At 38.1% G+C, this 12,439-nt stretch carries 14 protein-coding genes and 2 rRNA genes; 4 read left to right on the top strand and 12 right to left on the bottom strand.

Annotation, left to right across the window (positions count from 1 at the left end):
• The 3 genes from LRP81_RS10730 to LRP81_RS10720 form a co-directional block, all read left to right on the top strand.
• Positions 1–119, top strand: a 23S ribosomal RNA gene (locus LRP81_RS10730); the annotation flags it as partial.
• 80 nt (positions 120–199) lie between these two features.
• Positions 200–316, top strand: a 5S ribosomal RNA gene (gene rrf / locus LRP81_RS10725).
• A gap of 712 nt (positions 317–1,028) precedes the next feature.
• Complete coding sequence (locus LRP81_RS10720) at positions 1,029–1,553, top strand: P-loop NTPase family protein (protein WP_230501264.1); 525 nt, start codon at positions 1,029–1,031, stop codon at positions 1,551–1,553.
• Between the two features lie 37 nt (positions 1,554–1,590).
• Here LRP81_RS10720 and LRP81_RS10715 read toward each other — a convergent pair whose 3' ends face one another.
• From LRP81_RS10715 to LRP81_RS10685, 7 genes are all read right to left on the bottom strand, one after another.
• The gene (locus tag LRP81_RS10715; protein WP_230501263.1) at positions 1,591–2,367 is read right to left on the bottom strand and encodes an ABC transporter permease; all 777 of its coding nucleotides are present in this window, start codon (positions 2,365–2,367) and stop codon (positions 1,591–1,593) included.
• Positions 2,364–3,257 carry an ABC transporter ATP-binding protein gene (locus LRP81_RS10710; RefSeq protein WP_230501262.1) on the bottom strand — a complete coding sequence of 298 codons (894 nt, stop codon included), beginning with the start codon at positions 3,255–3,257 and terminating at the stop codon, positions 2,364–2,366. Before LRP81_RS10710 ends, LRP81_RS10715 begins: the two co-directional genes overlap by 4 nt.
• 12 nt (positions 3,258–3,269) lie before the next feature.
• A complete protein-coding gene (locus LRP81_RS10705; protein ID WP_230501261.1) occupies positions 3,270–3,461 on the bottom strand; it encodes a PLD nuclease N-terminal domain-containing protein in 192 nt (63 codons plus the stop codon).
• Positions 3,461–3,682, bottom strand: a complete 222-nt coding sequence (locus LRP81_RS10700) for a transcriptional regulator (RefSeq protein ID WP_230501260.1) — start codon at positions 3,680–3,682, stop codon at positions 3,461–3,463. The genes LRP81_RS10705 and LRP81_RS10700 overlap by 1 nt, the downstream gene beginning before the upstream one ends.
• Positions 3,679–4,002, bottom strand: a complete 324-nt coding sequence (locus LRP81_RS10695) for a YxlC family protein (RefSeq protein WP_230501259.1) — start codon at positions 4,000–4,002, stop codon at positions 3,679–3,681. The genes LRP81_RS10700 and LRP81_RS10695 overlap by 4 nt, the downstream gene beginning before the upstream one ends.
• Positions 3,989–4,531 carry an RNA polymerase sigma factor SigY gene (gene sigY, locus LRP81_RS10690; protein ID WP_230501258.1) on the bottom strand — a complete coding sequence of 181 codons (543 nt, stop codon included), beginning with the start codon at positions 4,529–4,531 and terminating at the stop codon, positions 3,989–3,991. Before sigY ends, LRP81_RS10695 begins: the two co-directional genes overlap by 14 nt.
• 122 nt (positions 4,532–4,653) lie before the next feature.
• Positions 4,654–5,109, bottom strand: a complete 456-nt coding sequence (locus tag LRP81_RS10685; protein ID WP_230501274.1) for an Hsp20/alpha crystallin family protein — start codon at positions 5,107–5,109, stop codon at positions 4,654–4,656.
• Positions 5,110–5,428: 319 nt separating this feature from the next.
• Between LRP81_RS10685 and LRP81_RS10680 the strand changes: the two genes are divergently transcribed.
• On the top strand, positions 5,429–6,673 hold the full coding sequence (locus LRP81_RS10680; protein ID WP_230501257.1) for an MFS transporter: 1,245 nt from the start codon (positions 5,429–5,431) through the stop codon (positions 6,671–6,673).
• A 120-nt stretch (positions 6,674–6,793) separates the two neighbouring features.
• Here the strand turns inward: LRP81_RS10680 and LRP81_RS10675 are convergent, their stop codons facing one another.
• From LRP81_RS10675 to LRP81_RS10655, 5 genes are all read right to left on the bottom strand, one after another.
• Positions 6,794–7,690 carry an ABC transporter permease gene (locus LRP81_RS10675; RefSeq protein ID WP_230501256.1) on the bottom strand — a complete coding sequence of 299 codons (897 nt, stop codon included), beginning with the start codon at positions 7,688–7,690 and terminating at the stop codon, positions 6,794–6,796.
• Positions 7,683–9,392 (bottom strand): ABC transporter permease subunit, encoded by a 1,710-nt coding sequence (locus tag LRP81_RS10670; protein WP_230501255.1) that lies wholly within the window; start codon positions 9,390–9,392, stop codon positions 7,683–7,685. Before LRP81_RS10670 ends, LRP81_RS10675 begins: the two co-directional genes overlap by 8 nt.
• The gene (locus LRP81_RS10665; RefSeq protein ID WP_230501254.1) at positions 9,389–10,255 is read right to left on the bottom strand and encodes a hypothetical protein; all 867 of its coding nucleotides are present in this window, start codon (positions 10,253–10,255) and stop codon (positions 9,389–9,391) included. Before LRP81_RS10665 ends, LRP81_RS10670 begins: the two co-directional genes overlap by 4 nt.
• Positions 10,256–10,666: 411 nt before the next feature.
• Positions 10,667–10,873, bottom strand: a complete 207-nt coding sequence (locus tag LRP81_RS10660) for a hypothetical protein (protein ID WP_230501253.1) — start codon at positions 10,871–10,873, stop codon at positions 10,667–10,669.
• 26 nt (positions 10,874–10,899) lie between these two features.
• Positions 10,900–12,432, bottom strand: coding sequence for a glycine betaine uptake BCCT transporter (locus tag LRP81_RS10655; RefSeq protein ID WP_230501252.1), 1,533 nt, complete (start codon positions 12,430–12,432; stop codon positions 10,900–10,902).
• Positions 12,433–12,439 lie beyond the last annotated feature (7 nt).

Raw genomic sequence — 12,439 nt, 5'->3', positions numbered from 1 at the left:
AGATTTCCTTTTACTTCGGTAAGTAAGATCCCTGAAAGATGATCAGGTAGATAGGTTCGAGGTGGAAGCGTGGCGACACGTGGAGCTGACGAATACTAATCGATCGAGGACTTAACCCAAAAATTTGATGAATGGATCGTGAATTTTCTTGATAGAACACATTATCTAGTTTTGAAGGAACAACCTTCAATTGAATATGTCTGGTGGCGATAGCGAAGAGGTCACACCCGTTCCCATACCGAACACGGAAGTTAAGCTCTTCAGCGCCGATGGTAGTTGGGGGCTGTCCCCCTGTGAGAGTAGGACGTTGCCAGGCAAATGAGAAAAACCAGTGCTTATGAATAGGCACTGGTTTTTTGTGCGAAGAGATTAGGTTTTTGATTAAATGAGTGGGCTTAATAAAAGGGAATTTGGTTTGGCCGAAATACTTCCATTTGTGTCCGTAATATCGGTCGGTTTGTCCGAGTCAGAGGGCGTTAAACAATAAACGGGCATGATAGAAGCAACACACAGGTGAAGTTTGTCCAAATCGGCAAGTAGTTTGTCCGAATGAATGATAAAATTGTCCAGAACACAAAAAAGTGCCTGGAATGGAAATATATCAGTACTATAATGAAAGTATTTATTATAGTTATCCCGATACCATCCCATACAAGACCATCACAGCACCCATCCCCCACCCCTATACATTTTAAAAATACCAACTACTATAAATGATTTAAAACAGTAAGCAAGTCGAGGAAACGAATACGTTTCATTCAAAAAGGAGTAAAAAAAACAATAAAAAAATCACCCTCCTAAAAATTAGCATTTTGCTGATATTACATATTTTAATAAAACCACTTTACCTTAGCAAAGCCAACATCCTTGCAATTTATTTTGAAAATCTAAAACTAACTAATTAATGCATGACCTACCAAATTCATAAAGCGGGAGGAAAGTAAACTTTCAAGAAATTCTGGATTTTCCACTGGCTATCTTCTATACTTAAATACTCTTAAACTAAAAGCTCGGAATAGAGGGGTAAAATGAAACGTATCATGATTATTGGAGTTTCTGCTGGAGTTGGAAAGTCGACTTTTGCAATGAGGTTAGGAAAAGCGTTAAAACTCGATGTGTTCCATTTGGATTCATTTTACTGGAAACAGGGGTGGGTGGAATCTAGCCTGGAAGAGTTTACAGAGAAACAGGAAAAGATGCTCTCACACTATAGTTCATGGATTGTGGAGGGAAACTATTCATCGACAATAAAACTGAGGGCAGATCATGCCGATACTATCATTTATTTGGAACTGCCTTTGAGGATATGCTTGTATCGTGTCATAATGAGATGGCTGACAAATTTGGGATATAAACGGCATGATCTTGGTGGAGAATGCACGGAGAAAATGGACTTTGCATTTATAAAGTTTATCGTAACTACCTATCGTAAGAGAAAAAAGTGGATGCGTGAATTTATGAATTCGTATCATGATACGAGACGGGTCATCTGTTTGAAAAACAAGAAGGAGATTGAATATTTTCTCAAGGGAATGGAAGGTCAAAAAAGGTAGCACAGCATTTGGAGTCTGTGCTACCTTTTTTTATTTATTAAAATTGTTCAAATCGTTTGAAGCGCCAAGTGGCTAAAATAACCATTAAAAGTGAGAGTACAATGGTGGAGAGAAGAACGAGCAACCCTTTCTCAGCTAATTCACCTTCCAATAAAATGGAGGTAGCAACTTCCCTTAATCGGGATGGGCTCCATTCCATATATCGGATAAATAACCCGGTAACAACAGTTAGAAGACCTAAAAAACAGATACTAATCCCAGCAATGCCGCCACCAGATCTTAAAAGAGTCCCTGATAGAATCGAGACGGACACAATGAGTATGATCCACAGGCTGTAGACGGCCATGCTGCCAAGGAGTACGGTCCATTCAACAGAATTAAATAATTGATTTGTGTAATACCATGTAAGTAAATAGCTCAATATAAAAGAAGTTAGTGTTATGGCAATCAACCCGGCCCATTTGCTGAGAATGTATTGTATGGGGAGGACAGGACGAGCCATAACCAGTGTTAGTGAGCCACTTTGCCTTTCTCCTGAAATAGCGCTCATGGATGCCAATACAAATAGTAGGGTACCAATGGTTCCTAGTTGACCAAGCGTTCCTGCCAGCACCTCTTCACCTGAAGGGGTAGGAATTTCAATGACAGTCCCCTCTGGCAAGTTGCCAGCAGATTCGAGTATCTGTGGCATGTAGTAGCTGGTGATGGGCTGAGAGATACTGATTAAGATTATTGCCACAGGTAACCAGATCCATTTTCCATTGCGTGTGTTTTCTTTCATTTCTTTCATAAAAAGAGTTAAGAAATTTCTCATTGATTCATCACCTTCATATATGCGTCTTCAAGTGAATCTTGTATTTGTTCAAAATGACAGAGTGTTAGATTATGCTCTATTAGTTTATGGAGTAATACATTGGTTTGGAAAGCTTCGTTTACGTGTAATTTTGCAGTATGGCTGCTAAGATACTCAATTGAATCGATTCCAATCACTCCATCTAATTTTCCAGTGAGCGACTGATCAGTCTGGATTTTATAAGAAGATGTGGTATGCTTTCCTCTTAACTCCTCGAGGCTGCCATTCCAGGCAATTTCACCTTGTTTTAACATGATGACAGAATCGCACACCTGTTCAGCATCATGAAGGACATGGGTAGAAAAAAGAATGGTCATAGTAGATTTTAGTTGTTGAATGATTTCGATTACATCCCTTCTTCCGTCTGGATCGAGGGCAGATACTGGCTCATCTAAAATTAACAACTCAGGTTTATGAAGTAGAGCCTGAGCAAGCCCCAGACGTTGTTTCATTCCACCTGAGAAGCCTCCTATTCTCTTGGCTTTAACATCTTGGAGGCTCACAAATTCGAGTGTTTCTTCAATCTTACTACTTAGCTTCGATTGTGGAATATGAGAGAGTTTTCCAACGAATTGTAAGAACTCAACTGGCGTCATCCAGTTAAAAAAGGATGGGTGTTGTGGTAAAAAGCCGATTTGTTGTCTGAAATCTCGGTTTGTATTCTCCCCAAATTGAATAGTACCTGATGTCGGGGTTAGCATCCCAGCAAGCATTTGCAAGGTGGTTGTTTTTCCGGCTCCGTTTGGACCGAGCAGCGCAACGCAAGAACCCTTTTCAATTTGAAAAGAAATGCCATTCACTGCTTGGTGCTGCTTATATGATTTTTTTAAGTGTTTAATTTCCACTAGCATGTGTTTCCCCCCTTAGTCGTCTTTGCGACCGATCACGAAATAAAGTATTGGTCCGAATATGTTAATTACAATAATAATGAGTGCCCATATCCATTTTGGGCCATTCGTTTGTTGTTGGCGGGAGAGGCTGACAAGTGCAGCTGTCATTAAAATTAACTGTAGAACAATAAAAGGTGCCACTAAGGACCAGTTAATACTTTCCATTATGAATCGCTCCTCTTTCGTTTTTTATGATACGGATAAATGACCAAAAGCAGGTAAAACAATGTCGGGAGAGGAAATTGTATCAATCCCCAGATTCCCCAAAACCAGGCGTAGCTTCCTTTCTTTTTGGCATCAATGAATAACAGAATACTTTGGGTCAAAAACACAGGAATTAGAAAAGGAAGGATGATATAGAGTAAATCAATTTTTTCCTGTGTCATGTCAGCATACTCCCTTCTTGTTTTGACTTACGTAGTAAAAAGTAGAAGGTAGGTGCAGCGATGAAAGCAATTGCCTGAGTAATGACGAAAATCATTGGTGCTTTAGAAATTACGGTCGTAAAGGTGGTCAGAATGATGAGTGCGGTAACGATAAATAATGCAAACTCCTTTTGAAAAGCTTTTCGCTGTTTGATTTTTGCCATTTGAAGCTGCTCTTTTAGCTGAGGAGCTGTTGGGATGGGGGGTTCTCCAAGTGTATCAAGCTGTTCCCAATCCTTTTGAAGTCTTGTGAAAAGTTTTTTGTCGTCATTGTTTTTCATCATCCCACTCCTTTCTGAACTGTTTGATTCCGTTGTGTACTCTTGATTTTACGGTGCCTGCCTTTACGCCAAGAATGTCACCAATTTCTTCATAGGAATAGCCATAATAATGTCGCAATAGAATAGGGGTTCTTGTTTGTGCATCTAGCTGATTAAAATCAGAGAATGTGTCGCTCCATTCCATCCCGTTTGATTTTGCTCGAAAGGAGAGCTGACGGGAGAGAGTGTGCATCAATCTGGTCATTTTTTTCTTTTCACGTTCTTTTTTTCGAATTTGGTCAATATATAGTCTCGAGCCAATAGAAATCATCCAAGTTGAAAATTTTCCTTTTTCTTTAAATGATGAGAGGTGCTGGTAGCACTTCACCATCGTTTCCTGAGCGAGATCGTTGCTTGTTTCTTCATCTAGAGTCAATTTCAGCAAATATTTATATAGGAAAGAATAATTGTTCTGAAAAAGCGTCGTGAATGCATCATCGTCCCCATTTTTCGCTTTTTCAATAAGGGTGATATCTTTTTCTTGCCCCAAGCTGATGCCTCCTTTCCTCTATTCATCTATAAGACGCTCTTTATTTAGAATGCGTTCATTATGAATTATAATTTCTTTCCATAAAAAAAACCCCCTTTATTTAGGGGGAGAAAAAATAGGTATTACTCATCCGTGCTTTTGTTTCCGTTATTGCCGCCTTGCACAAATATTTGCCGTTTTTTATCGCTGATAATATGGCGGTGAAGATGAATGTAGAGTAGTCCATTCTCATAGGTGGCATCCATTTTGTCATCACGTACTGGAAAGGGAAGCTCGAACGTACGTTGGAATTCTCCTTGGGCAATTCCTTCCTCTATGAGTTCATAGCCTTGAATATTAAGATGTATTTGCCCCTTTACTTCAAGCTTTTGTGGACGAACATAGAGTTGAACATTTTCCGGATTAATAAGGCCGGGAAGGCTCATTACACAAAGGAGTTCATTTTCGCTTTTATAAAGATTTGTTTGGGTTTGCATATTTTCAAAGTATGGTTCAAATCCATTCCAAAATTCATCCCCAAAAAATTGATCCCATTGCTTCCGCCAGTCTCCCATATGTTTAAATTGATTAAAAGGCATCACAGGCATTCACACTCCTTTTTTCTAAATGGCTTTAGGCGCTTAGCCACTTGAGGTCATTAGTAAAGAAGTCATGAAGGTAAAAAACAACCTCTTCGTCGCCTCTCGCTTTTCTTTAGAATATGCAGAACAAATAGGTTAAGTGCCTAGAAAGATTTTAGATACACAAAAGGGTAATTATGGTACATTTGGAAGTGGAGGTGTTTAAACATGTCAAAAAACTATACATGGATATTAAACGAACGCTTAAAGGATAAATCAACTGGTAAGTAACGACTGCGTTTAAAACCGTGTTGTTACTTACGGAAAGTAGGTAACAATGAATCATTTGGAAACAAAGCACGTGTATTATACGATGCACGTTATTATTTCGCTTGCAAGTGCGATTATGTTTACGACTTATGCAATTTATTATATAGAGGAATTAGGATTAAATCCGTTGCAGTTGATATTAATTGGAACTGCACTGGAATTAACGGTGATTCTTTTTGAAAGTGTTACAGGGGTTGTAGCAGATACTTATAGTAGAAGAATCTCCATTATCATAGCAACTTTTGTGTTAGGTGTAGCGTTTATTTTGGAAGGAAGTATCCCTTTTTTTACTAGTATAGTAACGACTGGATTTCTTTCAGCATTTGCATTTCTGTTAGTAGCGGAGTGTATCCGTGGCATCGGGGAGACCTTTTTAAGTGGCGCGGATCAGGCGTGGCTCACTGATGAGGTAGGAGAAGCAGCGGTGCCGAAGATCTTTGTCCGTACGAATCAGCTTCGTCTTATTGCAAGTTTGGTGGGCATTGTAATCAGTGTTGCCCTTGCTAGTATTGCATTAAATTTTCCCTTCATTATTGGTGGAGCACTTTATATATTGCTTGGTGTATTCTTATGTATTTATATGAAAGAAAAGAAGTTTATAAGAGTAGATGCTGAGTCTAAAAACCCGTTAAAAGCAATGATTAGCACCTTTAAAATCGGGATTTCATTTGTGAAAAATAAACCAATTCTCCTCATGCTGTTAATTGTTACAGTTTTTACTGGCGCAACATCAGAAGGGTTTGATCGTCTGTGGGAAGCCCATTTATTACAAGCCTTAGAGTTTCCGCAGATTGGGTCATTGGAGCCGGTTGTCTGGTTCGGTATTATCCAATTTATAGGAACACTTATAAGTATTATAGTCATGGAATGGTATCAGAGAAAGTTTGATGTAAACAAGCCAAAGGTAATAAGGCACAGTCTGTTTTACTTTACAGCGGCTCAAGTTGTGGTTATGCTGTTGTTTGCTGTGAGTACAAACTTTTACGGCACTATTATTTGCTTTTGGGCTTTAGGGATCATAGGATCTATTACGGCACCGATGTATCAGGCATGGCTGAATCAGCTGCTAGAAAGTAAATCCCGTGCAACCGTGCTTTCCATCATGGGTCAAGGAAATGCTGTAGGACAAGGACTAGGAGGCCCGTTTGTCGGAGTTATTGCTACTAGGTACACGATTAGAGCTGCTCTCGTCCTTGGTACTATCCTTCTTCTACCTGCTGTGGTGCTATATAGGAATGTCATGAAAAAGTAAGGCAATGTCGCTAGTAATTCTAGACTGTTTGACTAATAAAACCAAAAGAGAAAAACTCAAGGATGTTGAACATAGCACCCTTGAGTTTTTCTCTTTTGTTGGTGTACAAAACTACTAGACTTATAAATATTCCCCTCTTCGTAAGAAGTGATTTTTAATTCCTTCCCCAATGAGGTTAAAGGTAATGATAAGGTAAAAGATAAAAAATGCTGGGACGAAGAATATATAGAATGCCTTTAATATTTGTGATCTGCCCGAGCCCAATAATGAAGTCCACATATGACCAACCTGCTGAATTTCCGGAACACCTTCATTTAATACGATAACTTGATTGATAAATATGGAAAATACAGCAAGCTGTGCAATGAGTAGCGTAACTCTACCTAAATCAATAAAAAAGTTCATTATAATGGAGGGTAGCATATACGGAATAAAATGCTCTATAATCAGTCTCCTGCCATGTGTTCCGTTAACTTTGGCGGCATCAGAAAATTCTTTAACCGAGGCAGCGTATGCTTGCTCTCGGATGATATAGCTGGCTCTGCCTGCTTCTATAAGAGCAAGTATAATAATGACCCACATCATTCTACTTTCCGAAAAGAAAAGGAAGGGCATATTAATTAGAATGATAGCTGCAAGTAGAGTGGGAATACTCGCAAAAAATGTATTCCATCCACTGACAATCATGTGGGTAATTCCCGTTTTCTTGTATGCATACAAACCAATTGGGATTGCAATTAAATAGCGTATGGCAGTAATGAGGAATATCATAAAAATGGTATCTTTCGTACCTACGACGATTAAAGTAAGTAAATCCACTCCATCTGTATCAGAGCCAAGTATATGCCCTAAAGTCATGGGAGGAAAAGGTGCAACAGAATATCTGCCTCCTTCTTCAAATCGTATCCTATTTGGTTCAAAGGTTCCCTCATTAACTATAAAAGGTGCTATTATCATAAACCCAATTAAAATGAGAAACATAGTGATGCCGACTTTCAACTGATAATTATTATTCACCCCTCACCCTCCTGACTGGCGTGTATTTGTACTTTATAATAAGTGAAAATACTTGCACAATAAATATCGGCAGTAGGAAGCAAAGAACTAACCCAAGAATAATTGGCCCATCTTCTACTCTAGTCTGTTGAACAAGCAAATTCTTTCCTGTCTGCATGGCAAAAAGCAAACGATAGGCTGCTCCTTTATAATCGAAAATCCACTCCACGATTAGTAAATTCGACATAATAAAAAGTAGCATGGCAGGTATATAATTGGTAATGTTCCCAATTGCATTTTTGAATAAATGCTGGCGCAGGATATAAATTCTAGATAATCCCTTTGAGCGGGCGACCTGTACATACGGTTCTCCAGCCTCATCCTCAAGGGCATTGCGGACGATGTTAGCTAAATACATAGAAGGATGAATGGATATCAGAGCACCAAGGAGAATAAAGGCATACCAATGATCATTCCCCATTACTTGTAGGGATTTGACATTAAAGATTAAGAACCATTGGAGAAATATAATGAGAAAGAAATCCGGAACAGAGGATGTTGTCCATGTGACCCCTTTTCCAAGTAAAGAATACCATCGATTCTTTGAATAGAAATCGAACATTCCTTTCGCAAGTCCCACCAACAAACTTAAGCTAAAAGCAAAAGCAATGACTTTTATGCTTCGAGGGTAAAATTTCGCAATTTCTTCTTCTACCGTCTCTCCGTTAGCTATTGTACCAAGTGAGCGTTCTGTAACAATATTTTCTACTAGGGTAGTAATGTTTTCTTTATAAATACTTGGTGAGAATACATACTTGTCTTGCGTGAAATCAATATGTCCACTTTTTGGAAAAAGAACTAATAATACTAAAACTAATGAAATAAGTATTTGTTTGATAATCAGGTTCCAAATAGTCCGAAAGCGCTCGCTTTTCTCTTTAACTTGTAATTGTTGCAATAGGTAGCTTACCCATTCCGCTATAAAAAGAATTACCAGGAAGAAGAGTACACTTGTAACGATTAATTCATATTCATAATTTCGCAAGGCTCTTGTAAATACATCCTTACTTAAATCAATATGTGTCAGAAAAAAAGTGACAACCCCGTTATACCCTGTCAGCCATTCGACAAAGAACAGACTAGTGAAGACAACTAACATAATATTTTTTAGTTGTATACCGATTTGCCAAAGACTTTCCTTATAGGATAAACGCTTATCTTTTAATAAAATTCGTAATACATAATAAGTAGGGTAAACAATTATTAAAAGTAATGTACTATACAAAGAAAAATTAACTCCACTTGCAGAAATAAGAATAAAGAGGAAAAGGATAATAAAAATCTCCGGTATTTTAAGCCAACTAGGTGCTTGAGGAATGGAAAGCTTAAATAAGTGCAATATCGCTTGTAAAAGGAGACTTCCCAAAATTACTAAGACTAAGGATAGGGATAATAAAATCAAGGTATTGGATAGAAACGGGAATAATATTTCTAAGACGGGAGTTCCTTCAAAGGTTACGCCAAAATCCATTCCTTGCATCCTGTCAGAAAAATAGGTTTTTACACTTTCAGTAAATTCCGTAATACTGAAATAGTAGGTAATAGAAAACTGGTAAAAATCGACTTGATTCATTTGTTTAGGGAAGAGAATAAGTAGCGTAAGTCCAACAATAACTAATAAATTTACAGTTATCAGCTTTCCAATATTGAGAAATAATTTCATTTTACTTCCTCGCTTATCTGGAAATTTTGACGGTGTTCATATAACCTGCTAAGTCCCTCTGCTGTGATAATAAAGGTAAGATACAAGAGTAAAAAGCCAATTAGGGGGATTAACGGTAGGAAAGGATGAACCCCGACTAATGTTTTCGTTTGTCCAATTAATACAACCCAATCATATTTACTAATCAATAACTCTCCGAAACCAAACTTTAAAGGCGAATAGACTAAATGAATAAAATAGGTGAGTACACCAACTTGTAAAAGAAGGACGGTCACTCTTCCTAAATCAATAAAGAAATTAATTATGATAGGGAAAAACGAGAATGGGTATACAAACCGCATCATATATAATAATCCCCAAACTACCCCTTCACTTCTTGCCTTGGCGGCAGCTTTCCGATGAATAAGCTCATTGCCTTTTTCCTGCATGGCATAACTTACATTTCCTATTCCGATAAGTGCTAAAAAAATAATACTCCACATATACCTGTTTTCGGTAAACACTAAAACAGGAAGACTTAGTACTAATAATGCAATTAGTATGATGGGAACACTCTTTGTAAATTTATGTAGAGAAGTTACCAAAAGAAAAGGAAGTCCTTTTTTTTCAGAGGCGTAAAATCCTAGAGGAACCGCAAGCAGAAAACGAACACCTGTAATAGCTAGTATAAGAAGCATGAAATCAGTTGTACCTGCTATAAATAATATCCACATTTCTGAAATGGATATGGAAGATTGATCATCAAGGATAGTGGAAATTCTATTAATTTCACCGTCAGATACAAATTTCGTTCCGATAATGGCCGATACAATAAGCAGCCCAATCATAATTGCCCCTGTGGAGAGCATTGAATTATTTTTCATCTTTTCCTCTTTTCCCCCCTGAATTAAATTAGTTATAAATGTCTTAATATTATAATAATTGTAAACATACTGACATTTTAATACACTTTTAACTAGAAAGTCTATACAATAATGGTATTTACTTACCAAAAATAATAAAAAATTGGGGATTGTAAAAGCTCCCAATTTTCATCGGCTTTATGCATGGAGTGTAATAGGTGGTAAATAATTGTAAATTTCGGTTTATCTTGTGTGTGATTGTTGTTGTGTAAAAGTAACAATAGACTTGAGATCAGCTTATGTCTTGAGAGGAGATAATATTGTCATAAGGATATGTGAAAACGGTTGAGGATATAGGAGGATGGTTTATCTTGACCTGGTAATAATTTTAAAACGCTCCTTCTCGACATAGAGAACCAGGAGTTTTAACATTCAAGGTTGAATTGGCGTAAACTTGACCATTTTCCGCAAAAATTCCCATGAATCCCCTAGCCGATTTTCATATTTCGCCCCGCCAGCCCAGGAACCCTCTAGCCAACCACCAATTCCTTGCACCAACTCATGTAATTCTTCTCTAAAATTCCACCCATGAATTACCCGTAAAAAATAAAAAAGGGCTGTTAGAAAGCCATAGATCATGACTTTTTAAACAGCCCCTTCTATAATTAATCTTTTTTGGATTGGTCGGATGCTTTTACAACACTAAATTTTTCCTGTTTGAACGATTTAAGTAGCGAGAATACCATTAATATCATGATAATGGCAAAGGGAAATGCTGCAATAATGGAAGCGGTTTGTAATGCTTCTAATCCACCTGTCCATAGCAAGATGGCCGCAGCGGCGGATTGGACAATTCCCCATGCAAACTTAACAGAATTGGGGGGATTTAGACTACCATTTGTACTTTGCATTCCAAGTACAAAGGTTGCTGAGTCTGCTGACGTAACGAAAAACACAGCAATCAAGAATATCGCAAGTCCCGACATGATCATTCCTAGTGGGTAGCTTTGTAAAACAGCGAATAGGGACATCTCCATCCCTTGCTCTTCAATCACACTATAAATGGAAGCACCTTCGAAATATTCAAGGAAGATGGCAGATCCACCGAAAACAGAGAACCATAGAGCCCCAAAAACAGTAGGGACTAATAACACCCCAAGTAAGAACTCACGAATCGTTCTTCCTTTAGAAATCCTAGCTATAAATGCCCCAACAAATGGTGCCCATGCAATCCACCAAGCCCAATAGAATATGGTCCAATCCTGTACCCATGTATTATTTTCATCAAATGGGAACAAGCGGAAGCTCATGGAAGGAAGGTTTTGAAGATAACTTCCTATCGTTGTTGTGAACAGGTCCATAATAAAGTTGGTTGGTCCAACGAACAACAAAAAGAGCATTAAGAATATCGCCAATACGATATTAAGTTTACTTAAATATTTTATCCCCCTATTAAGGCCAGATTGAGCCGATGCCATAAACAATACCGTTACAATGGCAATAACCACAAGTTGGGTAGTGATATTGTTGGGGATATTCGTAAGATTGGAGAGTCCTCCTGTGATTTGAATGGCACCTAAACCGAGGGATGTTGCTACTCCGAAAATGGTTGCAAATACTGCAATAAAATTAATCATAATGCCAAGTTTTCCGTCTACTCTGTCCCCTAGAACTGGACGTAAAATAGAGCTGATGACTCCCGGGCTTCCTTTTCTAAACTGAAAATAAGCAAGTGCTAGCGCAATAACAGAATAAATTGCCCAAGGATGCAGTCCCCAATGGAAAAATGAATAGCGCATTGCTACTCTGGCCGCTTCAGCTGTTCCTCCCTCTCCAGTAGGTGGGGCGAAAAAATGATAAATTGGCTCTGAAGCACCCCAAAATACTAATCCGATACCCATACCGGCACTGAACAACATCGCAAACCAGGTAAGATAGTTGTAATCTGGTTCGTCAGAGTCCTTGCCTAGTTTTATATTTCCATACTTTGTGAAAATGAGGATAATGGAAAAAAGTAAAAATCCAGTTGCAGTTAATAAATAAAACCAGCCAAATTTTTCAACAATAAAGCCTTGTATATCGGTTGTAACAGGGCCAAGTGCCGCATCTCCGATCATACTGACCGGAAGTACTCCCCATCCGATGAATAAGGTAGCAATAATAATAGAAACAATAAATACTGGGGTTGTTTTCTTCATATAAAAT

It is taken from the genome of Sutcliffiella rhizosphaerae (assembly GCF_917563925.1).
Classification (GTDB): Bacteria; Bacillota; Bacilli; order Bacillales; family Bacillaceae_I; genus Sutcliffiella_A; species Sutcliffiella_A rhizosphaerae.
Note: the sequence above shows the minus strand (reverse complement) of the source record. Positions and strands in the feature narration are given on the sequence as shown.

What these genes read in the sequence shown, in the direction of transcription:
- LRP81_RS10700 (WP_230501260.1), bottom strand. Translation starts at nt 3,682, where the DNA reads ATGACACAGGAAAAAATTGATTTACTCTATATCATCCTTCCTTTTCTA.
- LRP81_RS10720 (WP_230501264.1), top strand. Translation starts at nt 1,029, where the DNA reads ATGAAACGTATCATGATTATTGGAGTTTCTGCTGGAGTTGGAAAGTCG.
- LRP81_RS10680 (WP_230501257.1), top strand. Translation starts at nt 5,429, where the DNA reads ATGAATCATTTGGAAACAAAGCACGTGTATTATACGATGCACGTTATT.
- LRP81_RS10695 (WP_230501259.1), bottom strand. Translation starts at nt 4,002, where the DNA reads ATGAAAAACAATGACGACAAAAAACTTTTCACAAGACTTCAAAAGGAT.
- LRP81_RS10710 (WP_230501262.1), bottom strand. Translation starts at nt 3,257, where the DNA reads ATGCTAGTGGAAATTAAACACTTAAAAAAATCATATAAGCAGCACCAA.
- LRP81_RS10660 (WP_230501253.1), bottom strand. Translation starts at nt 10,873, where the DNA reads ATGATCTATGGCTTTCTAACAGCCCTTTTTTATTTTTTACGGGTAATT.
- LRP81_RS10670 (WP_230501255.1), bottom strand. Translation starts at nt 9,392, where the DNA reads ATGAAATTATTTCTCAATATTGGAAAGCTGATAACTGTAAATTTATTA.
- LRP81_RS10705 (WP_230501261.1), bottom strand. Translation starts at nt 3,461, where the DNA reads ATGGAAAGTATTAACTGGTCCTTAGTGGCACCTTTTATTGTTCTACAG.
- LRP81_RS10655 (WP_230501252.1), bottom strand. Translation starts at nt 12,432, where the DNA reads ATGAAGAAAACAACCCCAGTATTTATTGTTTCTATTATTATTGCTACC.
- LRP81_RS10685 (WP_230501274.1), bottom strand. Translation starts at nt 5,109, where the DNA reads ATGCCTTTTAATCAATTTAAACATATGGGAGACTGGCGGAAGCAATGG.
- LRP81_RS10665 (WP_230501254.1), bottom strand. Translation starts at nt 10,255, where the DNA reads ATGAAAAATAATTCAATGCTCTCCACAGGGGCAATTATGATTGGGCTG.
- LRP81_RS10715 (WP_230501263.1), bottom strand. Translation starts at nt 2,367, where the DNA reads ATGAGAAATTTCTTAACTCTTTTTATGAAAGAAATGAAAGAAAACACA.